General features: G+C 53.1%; 15 protein-coding genes. 5 read left to right on the top strand and 10 right to left on the bottom strand.

Annotated features, from left to right (window positions below):
- Positions 1–2 precede the first annotated feature (2 nt).
- From AB1N33_RS10435 to AB1N33_RS10415, 5 genes are all read right to left on the bottom strand, one after another.
- A complete protein-coding gene (locus tag AB1N33_RS10435) occupies positions 3–1,157 on the bottom strand; it encodes an RDD family protein (protein ID WP_411271492.1) in 1,155 nt (384 codons plus the stop codon).
- On the bottom strand, positions 1,147–3,402 hold the full coding sequence (locus tag AB1N33_RS10430) for a winged helix-turn-helix domain-containing protein (RefSeq protein WP_411271491.1): 2,256 nt from the start codon (positions 3,400–3,402) through the stop codon (positions 1,147–1,149). Before AB1N33_RS10430 ends, AB1N33_RS10435 begins: the two co-directional genes overlap by 11 nt.
- A 149-nt stretch (positions 3,403–3,551) precedes the next feature.
- Positions 3,552–3,995 (bottom strand): hypothetical protein, encoded by a 444-nt coding sequence (locus AB1N33_RS10425; protein WP_411271490.1) that lies wholly within the window; start codon positions 3,993–3,995, stop codon positions 3,552–3,554.
- 490 nt (positions 3,996–4,485) lie between these two features.
- Entirely contained in the window at positions 4,486–5,187 is a 702-nt protein-coding gene (gene pdeM / locus AB1N33_RS10420) for a ligase-associated DNA damage response endonuclease PdeM (RefSeq protein ID WP_411271489.1), read from the bottom strand.
- Entirely contained in the window at positions 5,174–7,624 is a 2,451-nt protein-coding gene (locus AB1N33_RS10415; protein WP_411271488.1) for a ligase-associated DNA damage response DEXH box helicase, read from the bottom strand. Before AB1N33_RS10415 ends, pdeM begins: the two co-directional genes overlap by 14 nt.
- A 167-nt stretch (positions 7,625–7,791) precedes the next feature.
- On the opposite strand from AB1N33_RS10415, the gene AB1N33_RS10410 reads away from it, so the two are divergent.
- From AB1N33_RS10410 to AB1N33_RS10400, 3 genes are all read left to right on the top strand, one after another.
- Positions 7,792–8,799, top strand: coding sequence for a ligase-associated DNA damage response exonuclease (locus AB1N33_RS10410; RefSeq protein WP_411271487.1), 1,008 nt, complete (start codon positions 7,792–7,794; stop codon positions 8,797–8,799).
- Positions 8,799–10,382: a cisplatin damage response ATP-dependent DNA ligase gene (locus AB1N33_RS10405; RefSeq protein ID WP_411271486.1), complete on the top strand. Its 1,584-nt coding sequence runs from the start codon at positions 8,799–8,801 to the stop codon at positions 10,380–10,382. Before AB1N33_RS10410 ends, AB1N33_RS10405 begins: the two co-directional genes overlap by 1 nt.
- Positions 10,383–10,549: 167 nt before the next feature.
- Complete coding sequence (locus AB1N33_RS10400; RefSeq protein ID WP_411271485.1) at positions 10,550–15,421, top strand: PAS domain-containing protein; 4,872 nt, start codon at positions 10,550–10,552, stop codon at positions 15,419–15,421.
- Between the two features lie 30 nt (positions 15,422–15,451).
- Here AB1N33_RS10400 and AB1N33_RS10395 read toward each other — a convergent pair whose 3' ends face one another.
- The gene (locus AB1N33_RS10395) at positions 15,452–15,940 is read right to left on the bottom strand and encodes a GAF domain-containing protein (protein ID WP_411271484.1); all 489 of its coding nucleotides are present in this window, start codon (positions 15,938–15,940) and stop codon (positions 15,452–15,454) included.
- A gap of 126 nt (positions 15,941–16,066) precedes the next feature.
- Positions 16,067–17,032, bottom strand: a complete 966-nt coding sequence (locus AB1N33_RS10390) for a carbohydrate kinase family protein (RefSeq protein ID WP_411271483.1) — start codon at positions 17,030–17,032, stop codon at positions 16,067–16,069.
- Positions 17,033–17,265: 233 nt separating this feature from the next.
- Between AB1N33_RS10390 and AB1N33_RS10385 the strand changes: the two genes are divergently transcribed.
- The gene (locus AB1N33_RS10385; protein ID WP_411271482.1) at positions 17,266–19,593 is read left to right on the top strand and encodes a carbohydrate binding family 9 domain-containing protein; all 2,328 of its coding nucleotides are present in this window, start codon (positions 17,266–17,268) and stop codon (positions 19,591–19,593) included.
- A 29-nt stretch (positions 19,594–19,622) separates the two neighbouring features.
- Here the strand turns inward: AB1N33_RS10385 and AB1N33_RS10380 are convergent, their stop codons facing one another.
- The 3 genes from AB1N33_RS10380 to ubiG all read right to left on the bottom strand — a co-directional run bounded on the left by AB1N33_RS10380 (position 19,623) and on the right by ubiG (position 21,771).
- A complete protein-coding gene (locus AB1N33_RS10380) occupies positions 19,623–20,285 on the bottom strand; it encodes a glutathione S-transferase family protein (protein ID WP_411271481.1) in 663 nt (220 codons plus the stop codon).
- The gene (locus AB1N33_RS10375) at positions 20,285–20,893 is read right to left on the bottom strand and encodes a glutathione S-transferase family protein (RefSeq protein ID WP_411271480.1); all 609 of its coding nucleotides are present in this window, start codon (positions 20,891–20,893) and stop codon (positions 20,285–20,287) included. Before AB1N33_RS10375 ends, AB1N33_RS10380 begins: the two co-directional genes overlap by 1 nt.
- 116 nt (positions 20,894–21,009) lie before the next feature.
- The gene (ubiG, locus tag AB1N33_RS10370) at positions 21,010–21,771 is read right to left on the bottom strand and encodes a bifunctional 2-polyprenyl-6-hydroxyphenol methylase/3-demethylubiquinol 3-O-methyltransferase UbiG (protein WP_411271479.1); all 762 of its coding nucleotides are present in this window, start codon (positions 21,769–21,771) and stop codon (positions 21,010–21,012) included.
- A gap of 108 nt (positions 21,772–21,879) precedes the next feature.
- Between ubiG and AB1N33_RS10365 the strand changes: the two genes are divergently transcribed.
- Positions 21,880–22,242, top strand: a complete 363-nt coding sequence (locus tag AB1N33_RS10365) for a DUF2237 family protein (RefSeq protein ID WP_411271478.1) — start codon at positions 21,880–21,882, stop codon at positions 22,240–22,242.
- The last annotated feature ends 38 nt before the right edge of the window (positions 22,243–22,280 follow it).

Genomic DNA, 22,280 nt, shown 5'->3' with positions numbered 1-22,280 from the left:
AGCTAAACCTTATAATCGGGCGCGTCAGCAGCGTCCTCTGCGTTACTGGCCATCACAGCGCGAACATCAACTTTATTGAGCCCCAGGTGAATGACCAGAGTTTCTGAAATTTTGTCGTGAATAGCCTGACGGTTGGGCTCCCAGAATATCTGCAGAAAGCCAAGCAGACCGGTAGCGATGCCGGCACCGTAACCACCATAACGCTCAAAACTTTCCCACAGCGTCATGGTTGAACCATCCAGTTTGATAACCTTAATGCCAAGCAATTTCTTACCCGGAGTCTGTCCGTGCATCCAATAGGTCAGCGCCGTAAAGTAGAGCGCTGCCCAGCCGAATCCTATGCCTAAGTCTTCCAGCAGGCCGCGCACCCAGGCCAGCAGGCTGGGATCGCCTTCGTCATTGCGTGGCACGCTCAACCAGTCTTTGTCCTGCTCGTCTGCGGCAGGCGCAGTCCCCGTTTCTTCCTTTATCTTCTTACTGTTATAGCCTTTTTCTGCTGCCGCCTTTAGCTGCGCAATCAGCGTATCCGCCTGCTCGGCGGTGAGGGTTTCCTGCATTCTGTCACGCAGTTTTCCGGCCATTTCATTCGCAAGATCCGGCGGTATATAGGTATCTTCGATATCACTGGTGAACTGCGCGACATATTTATCCCAGCAGTCATACGGCGTACAGCGCTGCTGTGAGATATCGTCCTGCAGATCGTCCATTTGTGCGGTCATGGCCAGCATGGTCGCTGCCAGTTCAATACCCTGCGTACCGGTCAGTATTTTCTCACTGTCGTCATCATCAAACCCACCGCCGCTGTTAAATTCGTTCACGCCAGTAAACAGCGCGGTAAGCACACCAAACAAAATGATTGCAGCGATAACCTTCATGAGTTTACGCAGCCAGGCAAAGCGTGGGGTTTCTTTTCGTTTACCGGCACGCCAGAAGAATACAACGCACAACGCGGCCAGCAAGATAGAGGGCAGTTCCGTTAGCATCACCACCAAAAACAGGTCAATCAGCAGCGCCACACCACGGCGCAGCGGTCTGGCCAACGCGGTACCAATCAGGTGGTCAGACACGCCAAATTCATAAGGGGTAACAACATCACGGATTTGTTTGTCCGTTAGTATCTTATTATTAACACGAACCTGCTGAGTACTATTGGCCATGCAATGAACCTTCCAGACCGGCGACACCACGGCCATCGCCGATTTCCCGCCAGCGCATAAATGTTTCGTTTAAGAATGCATCTGCACTTTCTTCGAAATCAGGATGCTGGTCGGCACCATAGTAAAGTGGCGACGTTTTCATAAAATATTCAAGACCAGGGTTTTGAAAGTGCAGTGAGTTGAGCGAGCGTTTATAAAAATCAAAAAGCGCATCCGTATTTCTTTCCATGCCATTGAGCTTGGGTATGCAAAACAGCGATGGCGTTTTTACCGTGATATCTTCACAAGGCATTTCAATAACAACAGCGAGTTTCAGCATGCGTGCCAGGTAACGATGGTCGCCCTCGCGGTGCTTAATCGCAGCATAAAGCACCTGACTATCATCGAGGGTATCAAGCATGTCTTCGAAACGTGCCAGCGTAATTTCTCCGTTTACACCATATAACTGTTCAAATGCCGAGACATCGCCACGCTGCATTGCCAGAATTGCCACAATCTCTTCCTGAACCCCCTCAGGAAAAGGCAAATTACGCAGCGCTTCTTCCTGTGATGTCGACAAGCGCCCCTTCTCCATTTGATCCACCAGAATACCCAGCACATGGGTCAGGGTCTCTCTGATATACATACCTGATATCAGCAAGCGCTCTGCGAGACTTAGCGCAGCATCATGCTGCCCGCTAACAATCAGCATGGAAAGTTTAAGGGAGTTAAGCCGCGCGCTCTCCGGGCCGGAATAAGCATCCAGTATCTGAATCGCCCTGAACGGATTGCGCTCAATGCTGTAATACTTTGTCATTTTCACGCCGATGGTCAGCATGCTGTTCTGGTCTACTTCGACCATTCTGGCGAGTGTCTCATCCACCAGCGTGTCGTCACCAACCTGGTTTGCAAGCATGATAATATTCGCCATATTCGCCAAACCTAACGGGTTGACTTTGAGCAACTTAATGCGCTCTGCAAGTACCTGTTTAGCTGACATCGTCTCGCGCGCATAGCGCATGGCATAATTTTGAATATACGGCTCAGCTGGCGCTTCATTAAAAGCGGCTTGGAGTAGCGAATTAGAGAGTGCGATCTGCCCGTTTTCCCTTGCGTGCTGGGCCAGCACTACCTTTTTCAGCGGAAAGTCGGGCGCGGTAAGTAATTCAACAAAGAGTCGCTCTCGTTCGGCATTGATGGTTTCTGCATCGAAACCGCCATAAACAACAGCGAGCTCATAGATAATAAACAGCTGCGCTCTGGCCAAATGAAATGTATCGTCCAGCAACAGTGCCTGTTCCAGTAGTCCCGCGGCCTGTCGAAGTGAAACCGTGTTGCGCTGATACGCCAGTTCACGGGCTTTTATGAAAAGCTCGTAAGCCGCGACATTCGTCGTCATCGCTTTGGAATTATAATCATCGTCTGGCCGCGTATTCAGGCTGAGCGCGCGACTGATTGACGCACTGACTTCATTCTGAATTGAAAACACATTCGCTAACGGCTTTTCATAGCTTGCAGACCACACGTTGGTACCACTTTCCGCGTCTACCAGTTGTGTAGTAATACGCAATAGTTCTCCACTTTTTCTGACACTGCCCTCAAGTAAATAGTCAGCATGCAACAGTTCGGCCTGCTCCTGCGAGGTTAACTTGCGTTCTGCCAAGGCAAAAGACGAGGTTCGTGAAATAACAGTCAGTCCGTCAGAACGGGTGAGTTGATTGAGGATATCTTCTGCAATCCCCTGTCCCAGAAAGCCGGTTCGAGCCTCATCCCCCAAGGATACAAACGGCATTACCGCAATTGCCGGCTTTGACGTGTTTGCCTTACCGTCAGACAGCAATGCTATCCCAACGACAATGGCAACAATCATAGCTAACACGATTGCTGCGCCACGTTTATAAGAAAGGTGGGGGCGGACAGCCATTTCTGCAGGCGGGCGGTCAGGTTCACCGTCAAAGGTTTGCCTGAGCACTGATGTCTTAAGCTGATAGCCTCGTTTAGGTATGGTGACAAGTGCTTTCGCTGCATCAGAGTGAAGCGACTTGAGTATTTTTCGAATGTCAGATATCGCGCGCGTCAGGCTCTCATCAGCACCAACACGACCAGTCCAGACGGTATCAAGAAGCTCATCCCTGCTGATAACCGCTTCATTGGCGATTACCAGCACCATGAGCACCTCCATCACCTTAGGTGTCAGCTTTACATTGTTGCGCTGCCAGCGCACGCTGTTGGTGGCAGGATCAATCTGCAGCGCGCCTATTTGCACTGGCTGAACCGGTACGTCCATATACAAAAAAGAATGAAAGGTGTCAGTTTTATAAACTTAATAAATACCAACAGTTATTTCAATTTTTTATGATTATGACGACCTCAGTCCGGCCAGCGTCAGAGCCTCGCTAACTGATTACTGTCCCTTCATAGTGATGTATCGGTGTAACCCAGATTCATTGCCTTTAACCTGAACAGTTCGCCAAATCGTTTCAGTTTTGCCTGAGCTTCTTTGTCCCCCCCGGCTAACTCGCTCAGTGCCTGTATGAACTTTTTATCTTCCCAGGTTTCAGTGTATGCAAGCTCACCGGGGCCCAGTGTCAGTGGATACACCAACATAACCGACTGATCACCTGTCATCATAAAATAAACCGTCGGCAACGGATTCTCGGCTTTTTTTGTCGCAGGCATAAAATAGTCTTTAATCAGCTTTTTTGCTTCTTCACGATTCCCTGGTTCGACCTGGTAGTGAGCAACCGCAACATACTCTGCATTTTCACGCTTGGTATGTTGTTTATTTTCGGCACTGGCAGAAGTAAATGTGCAGAATGACATCGTAATGAGCATTACCGGGGCTAAATACTTTTTCATTTAAGGTATTCCTTTTTTTGGTTTTAACGGTTGGAGTATCACGGGACCAGCGATCCCTATCACTGGTAATGCTCACTTTTTTAACCGGCTAAAACCTGAATAAAACCTGAAATAATTATTAATTTTTCAATTAAAGTCAGGCAGTTATGCAACGTCTTTTAATTTCATGAAGATTTCGGATTTCGTTCAGGTGGGGGCGCGTTAAAAAGCCAATACTTCCAGGGTCAACTTAACCTGTGAGGAACATCTGATGTGCTTTCAAACTATCGAACAGCAAACTAATAATGAACTGTCGTTTATTTCAACGTTACTCTTCGCTATCGTGGTCTTCGGCACCATTGCAGTATTATTTAACTATCTGATAAAGAACCCGGTATTAGGAAACGCGCAACCAGTAATAACCTGCTGCGAACCTGTTTCCATACGATGTGTCACAGCCCCCTGTTTTCCTACGCCGGGTTTACGTGAAAGCCGATAATTGCACCAGTAGTCAGCATTTCACAACCCGGCCATCGTACACCAAATAGCACTGGCGATTTGTGGCAGGCGCCAGCGCCAGCAGCACTTCATCGTCAACACTGAGGCCGCCGGTATACTGGCCAAATGCCGGCATTATCATCAGTGACGGCGTCAGCACAAAACATTTGCCTGAGAAACGACGCCGTGCCAGTTGCTTCATCGTTTTGGGATGATAGTGGCCGATGATCTGCACCGCCTCACTTTGTGCAGGCTCATGGCGAAAAGTCAGATGGCTGTCCTTCAGTGAATGGCAGGCAGAACCGGGGAGGATCTCAGGCAGTTCAGGATCATGGTTGCCTTCTACCCACACCCAGTCAGGCACACTGTTAATGAGTGAAAACAGGCGCGTTTTATCGCTCTCATTCATACGCGCCACGCTCTGGCGGTCATGAAAGCTGTCGCCGAGGCTTATCACCCGACTTGGTTGGTAATCACTTACTATCTGACTCAACCTTTTAATTGTTGCCACTGTATCCAGTGCAGGCAGCGGGTTACCACGACTGTACAGATAACTGCCCTTTTCAAAATGCAGATCTGACACCACCAGCGTGTCTGTTTTGGGCCAGTAGGCAACACCCCGTCCGTCAAGCAGCCAGGCTTCACCGGCAAATCGTGCGAACGCAATGTTGTGATTCTGATGCTGACTTGCAACCCAGTGTTCAGTGACCGCCACTTAAGTACGCCCTTACCTCATCCATCATATGCTGTGCCTCATCATACAGCATGGCCTGTTCAATCAACGCATGGGCCCCGGCCCCTTTGACCTGCTCGCTTCGGACATCCAGCACAATCGGAATAGCCATCGGCGAAACGCGGTCCAGATCAACCAATGTGGTTTTGCCAACAAAGCGGATCAGAAGATCTGCCAGGCGCCGCAGGTCCAGTAGCTCACGCTCTGCATCAGCCCGTGCCACGCTCAGTAACACATGGTCAGGATCATGCTCGCGCAGGGTATCGTAAATTAAGTCAGTCGAGAAGGTGACCTGCTTCATGGTTTTCTGACTGCTGTGATAACGTTGTTCGGTCAGTCCGCTGACCACCGCAACCTGACGAAAGGAGCGCTTTAGCATCGGCGCCTGCAGCATCCAGTCTTCCAGTTCATCACCCAGAATGTCTGGCTGGAACAGGCGATCCAGTTGCGCGTCACTTATCTGGTTTAGTGCGCACACCGACAAGCCATAGTCTGTCACGCTGAAACTCAGCGGTTTCAGCCCCATTTTTTCCATCCGGCGGGTTAACAGCATGCCCAGCGTCTGGTTCGCTTTGCGCCCCTCAAACGTGTAATACAGGGTGTAATTGGCCTGTCTGTAAGGGAACTGTTCCACCAGCACCTCGCCGGGCTGAGGAATGCGTGAAAACGCCGACTGCAGATCCAGCCATTCTCTGACCTGAGGCGGCAGCCCGTTCCAGCGCTGCGGTGTCGCCAGAATATCGCGCACGCCATCCGCCAGGAACGTTGACAGTGGCATCTGTCCACCAACATAACTTGGCACCTTGGGCTCTTTCCCCTTGCCGGGACGCGCATGCAGCTGCATATCGCGGATTGCCTCGAACTCCAGCACCTCCCCGGCAAACAAAAAGGTGTCACCCGGGGTGAGCTGCTGTGCGAAATACTCCTCTACCTCTCCAATAATTTTACCCTGATTACCGCGGCGGATGCGTTTTACCTTGAGGCGCCCGGCTTCAACAATCGTGCCGATGTTCTGCCGGTGGCGCTGGATCACCCGGCGGTTGGCCGGTTTAAACACGCCATTTTCTTCAACCAGACGATGGTATCGTTCATACGCGCGCAATGCGTTGCCGCCGTCACGGGTAAACTGCCACAGCTTGTCAAACTCCGTCCGCTCAACGCCCTGATAGGGCGGCGCATCCAACACCATGTTATATACCGCGTCGCGGCTTGCCGGCGCGCTGCACAAGCAATTCAGAATAAACTGCGGCAGAATATCGAGCGCACCCGGCTGCGGTTTTTCTCCATCAAGCTTGCCGGCCTCAATGGCATCCATCGCCGCCTGACATTCCAATGCCTCAAAGCGGTTTGCCGGAACCAGTAACGCGTCACTCGGCTCATCAAACCGGTGATTGGCACGCCCTATCCGCTGCAACAGGCGACTGACGCCTTTGGGTGCACCCACCTGAATCACTTTATCGACACTGCCCCAGTCAATGCCTAACTCCAGTGCCGATGTACAGACGATTGCACGCAGCAGGCCGCTGGCCATCATGCTTTCCGTTTTACGCCGCTGCTCTTTGCTCAGCGATCCGTGATACAGCGCAATGGGCAGGGCGTCTGTATTCGCCTCCCACAACATCTGAAACAGCATTTCCGACTGTGCGCGGGTATTAACAAACACCAGCGTTGTGCCGGCACTGCGAATGGTCTGGTAAATATCGTCAATCGCATAGCGCGCCATAAAGCCGCCAAATGGCATGCGATTGTCGCTTTTCAGCATGGCGATGCGCGGCTTCACCGCTTCGGCTACCTGACAAATGCGTGCGGGCTCACCGGTGCGACCAAGCCAGGCGGCAACGGAATCGGGATACGCTACCGTCGCTGACAAACCAATACGCTGATGGGTGGGTGCCAGCGCATTGAGGTGGGCCATGGCGAGCGACAGGAAGTCGCCGCGCTTATTGCCGGTCAGGCTGTGGGTTTCATCAATAATGATGCGTTTAACCCGACCAAACAGTGTGTCTGCATCGGCGTAACTGAGCATCAGCATCAGCGACTCCGGGGTGGTCAGCAATAAATTAGGCGGTTTTTTTCGCTGGCGCTGACGCTTGTGGGATGGCGTGTCGCCGGTACGGGTTTCTGCGCTTACCGACAGCCCCATCTCTTCAATCGGGTTAAGCAGATTACGATGAATATCCTGCGTCAGCGCCTTAAGCGGTGAGATATACACGGTATGCAGGCCGTCCTGCGGCGCGTGATACAAGTCCACCAGCGACGGCAGAAAACCTGACAGGGTCTTACCTGCCCCGGTCGGCGCAATCAGCAACACATCGTCACGGTCTGACGCCAGCGACAACATCTCGCGCTGATAACCCCTGACTTTCCATCCCTTTTGTTCAAACCAGCGCTGAAAAACCTCTGGCAATTCTGATGACATAATTTTCTTCTGACGTTTTCGATATACGATGCAAGACAAGGGGAAAGCACTGCTTGCCAATTGTCGGAAACGCGACTCGCAGCCTGAATCAACCTAAATCCGCAAATAGCACGTATACCAGCCACAGTACTATTAACAGGAGCTATACGTTGCATCCGCGCCACTGGATGACTGTGAATGATAAGGGGCTGTATTGTCAGCCGGCTGACGTGTACATCGATCCGCTCGAACCGGTGTCGACGGCCGTGGTGACGCATGGTCATGCCGATCATGCCCGGCCAGGCCACGACTGTGTTATTGCCAGCCCGCCCACGCTGGAGATTATGCGCACCCGCTACGGGCAGGACATGGCAAGGCACACGATCGCGTTGCCCTACCGGCAGCCGAAACAACTCGGCTCAGCCGACGATCCTGTCTGGCTGAGCCTGGTCCCCGCCGGTCATATTCTTGGCTCCTGTCAGGTGGTGCTGGAATACCGGGGTAAGCGACTGGTGGTGTCAGGCGACTATAAACGCCGCGACGACCCTACCTGCCTGCCGTTTGAGCCCGTTCCCTGTGATGTGTTTATCACCGAGGCCACGTTTGGCCTGCCGGTGTTTACTCATCCGCCGCTCGCCACAGAAATTGCCAAGCTGCTGCATTCGCTCAGTGTCTTCCCGGACCGCTGTCATCTGGTCGGCACCTACGCGCTGGGCAAGTGCCAGCGTGTCATACTCGGGCTGCGCGATGCCGGCTACCACAACCCCATTTATCTGCATGGTGCACTGATAAACCTGTGCCAGTTATATCAACGCCATGGTATTGCGCTGGGCCCGCTTATTCCGGTCAGTGACGTCAGGGATAAACAACAGCTTCGCGGCGAAATTGTGCTGGCGCCGCCGTCAGCCCTTGCTGATCGCTGGTCACGTTCGCTGCCGGATGTGCGCACCGTGATGGCGTCCGGCTGGATGCAGATCCGCGCCCGCGCCCGTCAGCGTAATGCCGAACTGCCACTGATCATTTCTGATCACTGTGACTGGCCGGAACTGCTGCGCACGCTGGAAGAGGTGAATGCCCCCGAAGTCTGGGTGACGCACGGCAGAGAGGACGCACTGGTTTATCAGGCTCAGAAAATGGGATTTAACGCCCGTGCGCTCTCGCTTATCGGGTACGAAAATGAGGACGAAAGCGGCTGATGAAGGCGTTCAGCGACTTATTAGAGCAGCTGTATTTTACCAGCAGCACCAATGCCAAGGCGGCCATTCTGCGCCACTATCTGGCCTCCACGCCGGACCCTGATCGCGGTTGGGCTATCGCCGCGCTTGCCGGCACGTTGCGTTTCGATTTCTTCAAGCGCAATACAGTGAAAAAACTGATGCTGGAACGCACCGACGAGGCGTTGTTTGCCATGAGTTACGACTACGTCGGTGAGATGAGTGAAACGGTGGCGCATTTGTGGCCTGACAGCCCTGAAAACCCCGTCGCGTTACCCACCCTCGGCGAGGTGGTCAGCCGCTTTACTCACGCCAGCCGCCAACAGGTGAGTCCGCTGCTGGCCGGCTATCTGGACAGCATGACAGCGTCACAGCGGTGGGCCCTCATCAAGCTGGGTACCCGCGGATTGCGGGTCGGCCTCTCAGCCCGTTCGGTCAAACAGGTTCTGGCTGATTACGGCAATAAGGACATCAACGATATCGAGATGCTCTGGCATGGCGTCTCGCCGCCCTACACTGAACTGCTCGCCTGGCTGGAAAACAAAGGCCCTAAACCGGATATCAGCGGTCGCGTCACCTTTCATCCGGTGATGCTGTCACACCCACTGGATGATGAGACACTCGACACCCTGATACCGGATGACTGGCAAATCGAATACAAATACGACGGGATTCGTGTACAACTGGTGGTCACCGAACAGGGAAAAGCGCTGTTTTCCCGCACCGGCGATGACATCAGTCAGGCGTTTCCCGACTTACTCGATGGCATTGATACTCCTATGGTGATCGACGGTGAATTGCTGATCATGCATGGCAGGACGGTGGATACCTTTAATGCTCTTCAGCAGCGACTCAACAAGAAAAAGCCGTCGGCCCGGCTGATGCAGGAAAAACCCGCGGGCATGATGGTATACGATGCGCTGTCACTGGATGGTGAGGCGCTTGACACTGAAGTACTCGCCGTTCGCAGGCAGAAGATGGAACAGTGGTTTGCGACTAACACGCTCCCTCAGCTTCATTTGTCTGCCACGCTGGCGGCCACCACCATCGGGGAACTCAGAACACTGCATCAGGCGGCGTCAGACAATACCGCCGTAGAAGGTCTGATGCTGAAAAAGCGCGCCAGCCGGTATCTGCCCGGACGCCCCAAAGGGCTGTGGTATAAATGGAAACGTGATCCGCTGACGATTGATGCCGTCATCATGTATGCACAGCGCGGGCACGGTAACCGTTCCAGCTATTATTCTGACTTTACCTTTGGTGCGTGGCAGAACGATACTCTTCTGCCCGTCGGCAAAGCCTATTCAGGGTTCACCGATGACGAGCTGAAACAACTGGACAACTGGGTAAGAAAGCATGCTGTAGGGCGGTTTGGACCGGTACGCGAGGTACAAAAAGCACTGGTTGTCGAGGTGGCGTTTGATGCCGTTCACCCTTCACGACGCCACAAGTCGGGGGTCGCCCTGCGGTTTCCCCGTATCCACCGGATCCGCTGGGATAAACCTGCTGCAGAAGCCGATACGCTTGATACGCTGAAGTCTTTGATAGAAGACGCCCCAAAATAATGGGTATGAAAGTTAAGACGTGGACTAAAAATTTAACAAAAACATAGCCGTGCATCTGTCGTAGACTATTATTTTGGTTTGGGTTTCAAAAAAATGGATGTGTTATGAGGGTGTCCTCCGGATTATCAGCGCCGATAACGTTTCTTCTTCTCGTGCTCAGTCTTATTATGCCGGCCAGTGCATGGGCCATTACGGACCAGGTCCAGGCGTTACCTGCCGCTACCTTCATGATCGTGTTTTACGGCCTGTGTGGCATTGCCGGTCTGTTTATTATTCTGTTTATTGCAAAAACCCTGTCAGCCAAACGCAATATCCGCAAACTCGCCAACCAGCAGGCAGATCAGGCAAGGCTACAGGCGCAAATGGACAGCCTGAGCACCGGTGTCATTCTGTATGACGAAGACCGGCAGATTGTCTATGCCAACCGCACGGCGGCTTATTTACTGGGTAAAAAGCAGGAAATGCTGCCCGGCCAGCCAATCACCAGCACGTTGCCGGATGCAATCGAAACAGCCCTGACCGCCGCCCTCGACGGTGCGCGTGAACAGACATTAGAGTGCAGGCTCCCGTCCCGCGACCGCCATTACCGTTTGAGAGTGTTACCCAAGATGCCAGAGCTGACCGGCTGTGCAGGCCAGGTTATTCTTGAGGATATTGACGGCTTTATCCACGCCCTGGATAACGCTGATGCCCTGCGGCAACACCTGAGCCAGCTCTGGGATTCCCCGCGCACCGGTCTTATCCGGATTAACGGCGGTGATGGCAGCGTGGCGATTAACAGCACCCTGTCTGACTGGGTCAGCGCGCAGGCATCTTCACTCGAGAGCCTCCCGGATCTGTTTATTGATGCCGACAGAATTGCCGTAGAGCAGCTTGTCAGGCAAGCGCTGGAAGGCAACGATAATCGAATTGATGCAACGCTTAACGGCAAGAAAAAGCCTATCCCGGTCACACTGTCAGCCCACCTCGCCGCACATACGGCAGAATCAGAGCCTCTGGTGCACGTTGCCGTTGTCAGCCGTTTACAGGAAACCGAGCATGCCACCGAGGCCAGTCGTCATCAGAAGCGCTTTCAGTCGCTAACCGGGATGCTGCCACATGCCTGGTATGTGCTTGACGCGGATCTTAAAATTAAAGACTGCAACCGTCACTTCTCTGCGGTCTTCGCGACCGACCCAATGCGGGTGAAAGGAAAGCCTGTTACCGAGGTCAGTTGTTTTAACGACGCCATTAAGAATCTGCACCTTAATCTTGAGACCAGTATGCCCAAGCAGCAGGTTGTCACGCTGAATGTGGGTGATGATATTGAAAAGACCGTGCGGATGAACCTACAGGCGCTGTACGAAGAAGGTGAGCGTACCGGCATGCTGGTGATTGCAGAGGATCTCACACCGCAAGTCACACTGGAAAAAGAGCGCGACCACGCTGTCAGTCGGCTGGCGTCGTTTATCGATCGCGCTCCGATGGGCGTGGTAGTGTTCGACGGTGATGATGTCATCAAAGAAGTGAATCACACCGTAACGCGTCAGCTTGGCCTGTCGGCCGATGATCTGCAAAACCGTACCTTCTATGATTTATTCAGTCAGCCCGACCAGGCTGGTCGCGCGGCGAAAAAATTACACCGCCATGATCAGTTTGCAGAGTTGCCTGCCAGCCTGAAAGGATCGGCCAAACCCGTATCGGCGACACTTTACGCCAGTAAAATCAGCGAAATCCCACAGGAGTTTGTGTGCTGGATTGGCGGACGGGAAGAGCAGGATTACCTCAACAACCGCTTCGAACGTCTGATCAAATACGCCAGCGTACCGGTGGGTATTCTGGAAGACGACGGTTTCACCCACCTCAACTCTGCCGCGTGTGCGTTCTTTGGCCTGCGGGACGAGGATGAACTGCTGGGTAAGAGTCCGGATCATATGCAGTTAAATGGCAGCCAGGACAACTGCAATACCCTGACCGAAAAGCTGAATACGGCACGTGCCCAGGGCCAGGTACAGACCTTCACCTGGCAACACACCCTGCGTGGTGAGCAGTTGCCCTGCGAACTCACGCTGATACCGGTTCTGCGCAATGGCGAGCTTCAGTCGATCATTTGTATCTGGGTAGATTTGCGTGCGGTTGAACAGGCGAATGCGGCGCGCATGGAAGCGATTCAACTGCGTGAGGCTGCTGAGCGGGAGGTCGAGGAGAAACAACAACTGCTGGCCACCAGCCAGAGCAAACTGGAACAGCAGTCAGCAACCCTGGCGAAGACCGAAGAAACGCTGGCTACCACCGAACAAAAACTGTCAGAAGCCGAAGAGGACCTGTCGGCCAAAATGGACACCATTTATGACTTACAGCAGGCGCATAAGGATATCACCGCGCACCTGGCCAGCCTGCAGGATGACTATGCCCGTAATAAATCGCTGCTGGCCCAGAGCCAGAAAGTGAATGCCGAGCTGGAGTCGCAGCTTGAGCAGTCCAGTGCCAAGGTCGGTCGTCTTGAGAAACAGCGCAACCAGATTGCCGACGCCCTGCAGTACAGTGAGAAACAATACCGACAGGCCCAGGCGCAACTTGACGAAAGTAAGAAAGAGACCGAGCGTCTTAAGCAGGCGCGTGACCAGCAGCAACAGGAAGCGCAGCAGTATCTGTCACAAATCAGTGAACTGAAGAACTCGATTGGCGAAAAAGACAAACAACTGTCTGATGTCAGCGGACAAATCAAAACGCTGCAGTCGCAGCTCACCAGCTCCAGTGAAGCGTCGGACAAACTGCGTGAACAGCTAATCAACCAGCGTAAAGCCAGCGAGGAAGCGCAGCGTCAGAAGCGTGAAATTGAGCTGGCCTGCCAGGCCGCCGAGGCCGAACTGGCCGCCAAGGCACGCAACATCGAGCACTTGCAGCACGAAATGCAGATGCTGGAAAAAATGTCGCAACAGGAAAAAGGCGACATGGAAGCCTATGCGAAGCAACTGCAACAGGAGCTCGAAGCCAAACAGTCCCAGTTGAGCGACACCGAATCGGCACTGGCAGAAATTCGTGCACAGGCCGAGAAAGACAAACAGGAAAAAGAGCACCAGCAAAGTGTACTCAATCAGCTTCAGCAGGAAATGCAGGAAGCGGAAGCGAAAGCCAAAGCCCAGCAGGAAGAAATGGCCCGCATTGACGCTGAGCGTCGTGAAGAGCAGGCAAGACTGCAGGAAGCACTTCAGGCCAAACAGCAGCAACTGAGTGACACGGCGCGTAATCTCGAGGCGGCCATCCGACAGAATGAGGAAGCGGCAGCCGAAAAAGCCAGACAACAGTCCATTCTTGAACGCCTGCAGCAGGAGATGCAGTCTGCCCGCGAAGAAGCCGAAGCCAACCAGCAGAAACTGGCACAGATCAGCGAAGAGCGGCGTCAGGAGCACGCCAGACTGCAGGAAGATTTGCAGGCCAAGCAGAAGCAGCTTCAGGAGACCGAACACTTCCTGCAGGACGCCAAGCAGCAGACCGAATCCGAGAAAGCAGAAAAAGCCCGTCAACAGGCGATTTTCGAAAAGCTCAAGTCAGAACTGGCAACCATGGAAGCCAAGTCAGCCGAACAGCAAAAAGCCATAGAAGAAGCGGACCGCGCGCGTCAGGCCGAGCAGGATGCACTGGAGCGGGAGCTCGCTGCACGTCAGAAGCAGCTTGAAGAAACCCGCCACGAGCTCGAGTCCCGCCAGCAGCAAATGGATGCCGAAAAGCAGGCCCGTCAGGAACAGCAGGCACTGCTTGAAAAACTGCAGAGCGAAATGGCCACAATGGAAAAACGTGCGCAAGAGCAGCAGCAGGCCATGTCTGCCAGTGACAAGCAGCGCGCAGAAGAACAAAGCCGCCTGGCGAACGAACTGGAAGCCAAGCAGCAGCAGCTTGAAGACGCCAGAAAAGAACTGGAAGCCAGACAGAAGCAGATGGAGGACGAACGTCTGGCCAGACAGGAACAACAGGCAATGCTTGAGCAACTGAAGTCTGAACTGTCTGACGTTGCACAGCGCGCGGCCAAACAAAAAGAAATGATGAGCGGCAGTGATGAACAGTGGCGCAAACATCATGAAGAAATTGAGGCGCAGAAGAAACAATTGCAGGAGGCGCTGAAACAGGCCCAAACCCAGAATACCTCAATGCAGTCACAGCTGGAGCAAAGCAAACAGGCACTGACCCAGGCTGAAAGCAAAGTATCCCAGACCCAGAGCGAAGAACAGAAACTGCAGGCCGAGCTGAATGCCGCCCGTGAGCAGGCGGATGAACTGAAACAACGCCTGGCGCAGCAGGAAGAGCAGGAGTCGAAGCTACAGTCGCAGGTTAAGGCGCAGCAAAACGCACTGAAGGCGCGTGAGCAGAGCATCAGCGATCTGGAGTCGAAGCAAAAAGCGCTGGCTGAAAAACTGGCGGCGGTGGAAAAAGAATACGCGCAGACCAAAGCGTCGCTCAGCCAGCAGGACAACAGTCAGACGGAGCTCAATGAGCAACTGAAAAAACTGGAAAATGAACTGAACCAGAGCAAATCTCAGCTCGACAGCAAAGAGAAAGCACTGCAACAGGCGCAGTCAAAGCTCAAAGACAGCGAAAGCCGTCTGGCCGAGCAGGAACAGGCACTGGTTGATGCCCAGAAAGCCGAAATACAGAAAGAGAATGCCTCTGAGACGCCGGATCGCCCGGTCCCTGAGTTTGCCAAGCTGCCGTTACCGGCGGATGCTAATGTCTGGTTTGATCTGCTGCCTTACCTGCAGAAAAACGAACAGGTGGGTTCACTGGCCCAGTCGCTGACGTTACTCATGGACTCGCTGTCATCGGCCATCGATGAAATTGACGAGGCCGTGGCGGCTGACAGTAACGGACGGATCCTGACCGGCAGTAAAAAGCTGGTACGCATTATTAAAACCCTGCCGTCCGAACCATTGAACGACACGGCAGCGCGGATCCAGGCGGATTACGAGTCGAATAATTTCGACAACATTTCGATATTCTGGCCAATCGCCAAGCAGAACCTGCTAAAAACCCTGCGGGTTATTTATTCACATCTGCATGACTAAATCACAGCAGGGGCTTGCCAGCCCCTGCTCTCATGAAAACATCGAGGTAATGCGGGCTACCCGCCTGAGATTCGCTACGTCAGTGTCATCCCAACGGGCAGGCGTACCGGTTCGTTCACAGCAGATAATGCCAAATGGCAGGAAGTCGTGGCTGAAGATGTAATCGAGCAGAGAATAGATATTTTCCGGCTCAAAATAGCTGGTATTAAAGCAGCGCGTTGCCGGATGTGTTCTGGCATCCGACGCACTGATCGACTCATTGCGTAAGATAGCGTCAAAATAATCCCTGTAATCCTCACGATGGAGTGAAAATCCCTCAGGGGTGGTAAATGTCTGATCCTGCATCATGGCAATACAGGTGATTTTGGTTTTCGACTCATCAAACTGCCACAGACTGACACGGTTTGCTTTCGGAATGACATTGGTCACTGCCAGGCAAATCATTTTCAGTCGTCCACTCTCCGACAGAGAAGGCTTAGACAGCGCCATACTGAGTTGAGTCAGCGGATCTATATCCATAGGTAATCCGTTCGTTGCGTCGTGCATTCAGGCCGGCAGTGTACCGACCCGAGTTCAATTATACTGCTCACACGCGCAAATTGCTCACCTGCGTTGTAAACATACACGTCCGCCAGCCCTTGTGTGTCACTTCACGTCGCCCGCAGTGGGCAGCGCAGTAAACGCGCCATACTGGCTGACGGCATGCGCACCACACCGGGCCGCAAAATGGGTCGCCATGGCCAGGTTATCCTGTGACTGCAGCCACTCGCGCGCGGCGTCTCCGGTCGCCGCGTGGTCGGCTACCACCGACAAAAAGCCACCGATGAAGGCATCTCCCGCGGCGGTCGTGTCTTTAACTGTCGTTGCAGGCGCAGGCACAGACAGGTCTGTCACCGCTGTGATAACCCGCACAGGGTTGGCTCCGTCGGTTAGCAGCACGACGGCGACACCGCCACTCAACCATTGACGGATACGGCCCTCTGAACCGTCCTCACCATACAATGCGTGCAGCTCTTCGAGGCTGGTTTTGACAATGTCGACATGGGAAACAACACGGTTTATTTCTGTAGCCGCCCGCGCTGGCGAATCCCAAAATGCAGGGCGGAAATTGATATCCAGCGACACCAGAGCGCCGCTTTCGCGTGCCTGTGCTAACAATGCCATTAACCCGTCCTTAAGCAGCGATGTGGACACCGCGCCCGAGCAAAAGTGCACAATATCGTCATGGCCAGGCGTGACCTGTCCGGTAAGTTCCGGTCCCAGCAGCGTGTGTGCAGCATTGTCCAGGTAAAAGTCGAATGAGCGTTCACCGTCGCTGTCCAGACTAACGAATGCCAGCGCAGTTTTGGCAACAGGCGATATTGTCACGTGGGTGGTGTCTACCTGATAGTAATTCAGCATGTTAATCAGATAGTGGCCAAAGGTATCATCGCCAACGTGTGACACCAGCGCACTTTGCCCGCCCAGCTTAGCAACAGCAACCGCCACATTGGCGGGCGCGCCACCAGCATGCGGCTGGAATGGCGACAATACCGGCGGCTTCGCCTGTTCATCAGCAGGACCTGCCAGCATATCTATCAGCACTTCACCAACGCATACAAGTTTCATCATTCACCTCACAAACCGCTGTTCGGAACAGGTTTTACGTACTTTTTACAGCAATTCAGTCTAGACTTAATCGTTTAAGAATCAAGTTTAATCTGGTCTGTCGTGCTGGCAGGCTGCGCCGACTGCTTAATCAGCCTAACGCATGGTTTCGTGATATTAACGTAAAAATATTGTAAGCATTTTATTGATAGCTACTATCGGCACGTTTTTTTGACGTGTTGTGAAGTGTAGTAAAAATGCCGTATATCAGATTTTTCGTGTTACTGATGTGTTTTCCACAAATGGCCCTGGCCAGTCAGTCCGGCTCCCAATCGGGCTTCTCCTCTTCACAACCGGTTACCATCCCGTTTATTGATGAAGGGCCCAAGATCACCATTGACGGTAACTTTGACGAGCCTCAATGGGCAAGCGCACGCGTAGTGGAGCTCACCGTTGTCACCCGTCCCTTCGAAAATACGTCAGCGCCGGTGAAAACCACGGCCCGCATTTTTGAAAATGGCAATACCCTCTATATTGCGTTTGACGCAAAGGACCATGACCCGTCGGCGATTCGAGCTTTCTACCGCGACCGCGACGATATCTGGGGTGATGATCTGGTTGGCGTCAAACTGGATACATTCGGCAACAGTCGTCTCGCCTACCAGTATTTTGTTAATCCGCATGGCATTCAGACAGACTCTATCGAAAATGAGCTGACCCGGAGTGAAAGTGCCAGCTGGAACGCCATCTGGTCGTCGGCAGGAAAAATTGTCGATGATGGCTATCGCGTAGAAATGGCGCTTCCTTTCCGCATTATGAACTTTGATGATACCGATGGTCAGAAACAGTGGCGCGCAGAGTTTGTTCGGTTTTACCCGCGCGACATTGTCTACCGGCTTTCGAATATGCCCGTAGACAGAAATAACGCGTGTGTGCTCTGCCAGATGGGCGACATTGAGGGATTTGAAAAGGCGAAACAGGGCAAAAACATTGCCATTGTTCCAACACTGGTTACCGCGGTTAACCGTTCCCGTGACCCTGGCGATAACCCGCAGTGGCAATCAGACGATATGTATCAGGCCGGCGTAGATATTAACTGGGGTATATCCTCCGATATTTTATTCCAGGCTACTGTTAATCCCGACTTTTCCCAGGTTGAGGCCGACGCCGGGCAGCTTGGCATTAACAACCCGTTTGCCTTATTTTTTCCCGAGCGCCGCCAGTTCTTTCTCGAAAATGCAGACTACTTCAGCACGCCCTCGGACATCGTCTACACCCGTAATATTGGCGAGCCGGATGTCGGCGCAAAAATCACTGGCCGAATGAATAAACATTCTTTTGGCCTGCTTGCATCAAATGATAAATACACACGCTTTCTGGTCCCCGGCAACCTCAGTTCACAAATCGCAGAGCTTCCGACGGAGTCATTTAATACCGCTGCGCGCTATCGCTACGATATGTCCGACACCCTGTCTGTGGGGGCAATTCTTACCGCACGCAACGCGGATAATTACCACAATTATGTCACGGGAGCAGATACCCGCTACCAATTATCAGATGCTGATGTCATCAGAGCCCAGTTCCTGTTTTCAGAAACAGAATACCCGGAAGATCTCGTTAATCAGTTTTGTGATAACCGCTGTATCAATCGCAGTGACCGGACAGAGTCGGCATTACGCGTTGACTACGACGGCACATTTACAGGCACCCTCGCCCGCTTCGACTATCAGCATATCGAGCGGGACTGGTTTATGACAGCCAGCCATACTCACCGTGATCGCGGATTCCGTGCCGACCTCGGTTTTGAATCGGTTGTGGACAGGTCAAAAAGCGTGGTAGGGGGCGGTTACGTCTGGTGGAACGAAACGTCCTGGTGGAACCGACTGGAATTCAGCGGCGACTGGGATATCACGCACAATCAGCGTGGCGAACTGATAGAACGGGAGGTGCAGGCGCAGCTTCAGATAAATGCAGACTATCAGTCTTTCGCCGAATTGCAGTGGGTAAAACGTGACCGCGTAGGCCTGCGTGAGGATAACAGCATACTCAGTATTGATGGCAACACAACCCGTTTCACAGAGCAGCAGGTACAGCTTTACGCTGAGGCACAACCCGCGCAAACCGTCTTTTTCTCGGGCTTTGTCAGAACCGGTGATCGCATTGATTTTGCCAACAACCGGTTAGGCGATCAGTTGCTGATAGAGTCGTCCGTTGTGCTGAATGCAGGACTGCATGCCAAGCTGTCGGTTGACCACTCATACAATCAGCTTGATGCGGATGGTCTGTCTGTCTTTAAGGCCAACCTGACCGACCTGCGGCTCAGTTATCAGTTTGATGCACAACAGTTTATCCGCCTTGCTGTGATTTATTCTGACATCCGGCGCAACCAGAAAAACTACGCATTCAGCGTCGAGGAGCACGAGCGAAATGTCGGCACCCAACTGGTGTATTCGTACATGGTAAACCCACTGACGCGCTTTTTCGTTGGCTATAACGATAATGCGTTCTCAAACGACACCATCAACGGCCTGACGCGCGACAGGCAATCGCTGTTTATGAAGTATTCCTACGCCTGGCTGCTGTAGCGCCCTGCCGTGATATCCCGTGGGCGAATTTACCGTGTCACCACGTTTTTCGCGCCTTTGATCAGGGCTTCCTTGTCTATCTTATTGGGTACTTCAACGCCGCGGCGCGCTGCCGGGCGTGCTTCAATGCTGTTCTTCCAGCGACGCAGATGATCCAGTCCCTCAATGCTGACGCCTGACCATTCGTACGTGCGCACCCAGCACCAGTTGGCCATATCTGCAATGCTGTAGTCGTCGTTGGCCAGAAACGCTTTGTCGGCGAGATGACCATCAAGTACCTCAAACAAGCGCCGGACTTCGTTCTGATAACGATCAATCGCAATTGGGATTTTTTCTTCCAGGTAGCGATAAAACACATTAGCCTGCCCCATCATCGGTCCCACGCCCCCCATCTGAAACATCAGCCACTGTAGTACCTGGCTACGCTTTTTCCGCTCTGAGGGAAGAAACTTACCCGACTTTTCGGCCAGATAAATCATGATGGCGCCCGACTCGAAGACCACCAGATTGTCTTCGTCACGGTCGCAGATCACTGGTATCCGGCCATTGGGGTTCATGGCCAGAAACGCGGGCGTTTTCTGTTCCCCTTTCATCAGGTTCACGGCGTGCACCTCATACGGCAACGCCATCTCCTCAAGCGCCACCGATGCCTTCCAGCCGTTGGGTGTCGCTGCTGTGTAGAGGTCAATCATCAGGCTTTAGCACTCGCTCTGGATGAAACACGTGCGTACCACTCTTTCAGGTTGGTATGCTTATCCTGCAGGCGAATATTCACCACACGGCCAAAATCAATAGCACACAGCGCAGTGATGTCGGCAATAGAAAACGCATCGCCGGCGATGTACTCATTCAGTTCCAGCCGACGCTCAAGAATATTCAGGTACTTTGCGGCATTAATGCCTGCTTCTTCCCCGTATTCTTTGATGGGCTTCATGCGGTCTTTAAAGTACCCGGTGGTGTGCTGGAAACACATACCAATTTGCAGCATCAGGGCCATTTCTACCTGGCGCTGCCACATCGCGATGGTAGCTTTTTCCAGCGGGGACGTTCCCATTAACGGCGGTTCAGGCTGCAGTGCCTCAAAATACGTACAAATCGCATCGGTTTCGGCAATACAGGTGCCGTCATCCAGTTCCAGAATGGGCACCTTGCCAAGCGGGTTTTTCGCGCGCATTTCTGCTGTCAGGTTTTCGCCTTTCTGAATATCCACCTGCACATATTCCATTGGGATCCCTTTTTCGGCCAGGAACATGCGCACACGACGAGGATTAGGTGCCGTTTTGGTCTCATATATTTTCATGGTGACGGTCCGTTTAAGTGTAGGGTTGTACTTAAAATAGACTAATGGCGCGGTAATGACTTAGCAAATCAAACGCGCCAACGCGTATCTATCAGCGTGGTGAATAGATGCAGAGGTCAGTCGTCTTTGGCGTAACACTGCAGATAGTTAACGGCAGTGCTGCGACAGGTATGCCAGGTGCCGTTAAACGGGTTCATACGCATGCCGGTTTCATGCACCAGTTCCAGATCCGGCCCTGTCCAGTCAGCCAGCTCTGAGGGTTTCACAAACTTAGCCCAGTCATGGGTACCGACCGGCAAATAACGCATGACATACTCTGCGCCGACAATGGCAATGACAAAACTTCGCAGAGTGCGGTTAAGGGTTGCCAGAATCAGCATGCCACCGGGTCTTACCATGTCGGCACATTCTTTTATCAGCAACTGCTGGTCCGGCACGTGCTCCACCACCTCAGCATTAATAACCACATCAAACTGGCGCTTTTCACGCGCCAGATCGCCAGACAGGGCATGGCGGTAGGTCACGTTGACGCCGGTACTTGCGGCGTGGCGACGGGCTACCTCAACACTGACGCCACTGGCATCAATGCCGGTCACTTTGGCACCAAACAATGCCAGATTTTCACTGACCAGGCCGCCACCGCTGCCAACGTCCAGTATCGACAGGCCTTTCAGGCAGTGCTCAGACGGCTTACGCATGAAGTGGTCACACAATTGCCTGACCATCACATCAATCCGCGCCTGATTAAATGCCAGCGCGGTTTCATAGCGTCCGTTCGGATCCCACCACTCGTTGGCCATGGCATCAAACCGGGCTATTTCTTCCTGTGATAAATTGTCACTGGCCACGTTTGCCGTCAGTTCACTTTTATCCAGCATACCCTGCTTCTTTCACTCTCTCTGGTTAAGTTGACGCGCCTTTGATCAGCCGCCATGCTGTAATTACTTACTCATTTGCACACCCATTAGTTCAGTACGGAGGCCGTCATGGCAAACGAGAAAAATGTGTATGGCAGACCGCTCAAGCTGTGCTGCGGTAATACCGGCTTCACCCGTGAAGGCTTTTGTTATGTGCCGCCATCGGATATTGGCAACCACAGCGTGTGTGCGCGGGTGGACGACGCATTCTTACATTATTCACTGGAAGCCGGAAATGATCTTGTCACTCCCAGACCAGAAATGGCGTTTCCCGGGCTACAACCCGGTGACCGCTGGTGTGTATGCGCTGCACGCTGGCTTCAGGCCTACCACGCAGGCGTTGCACCGCTGGTTGATTTGGAAGCCACCCATGAAAAAGCGCTGGATATCATTCCGTTGTCGGTGCTCGAAGACTATGCACTGACAACCTGACCTGGTAAAGCAACGCCGCCCTGCGGCGGCGTTGTGTA

The organism is Alteromonas nitratireducens (genome assembly GCF_040812025.1).
GTDB lineage: Bacteria > Pseudomonadota > Gammaproteobacteria > Enterobacterales > Alteromonadaceae > Alteromonas > Alteromonas nitratireducens.
Note: the sequence above shows the minus strand (reverse complement) of the source record. Positions and strands in the feature narration are given on the sequence as shown.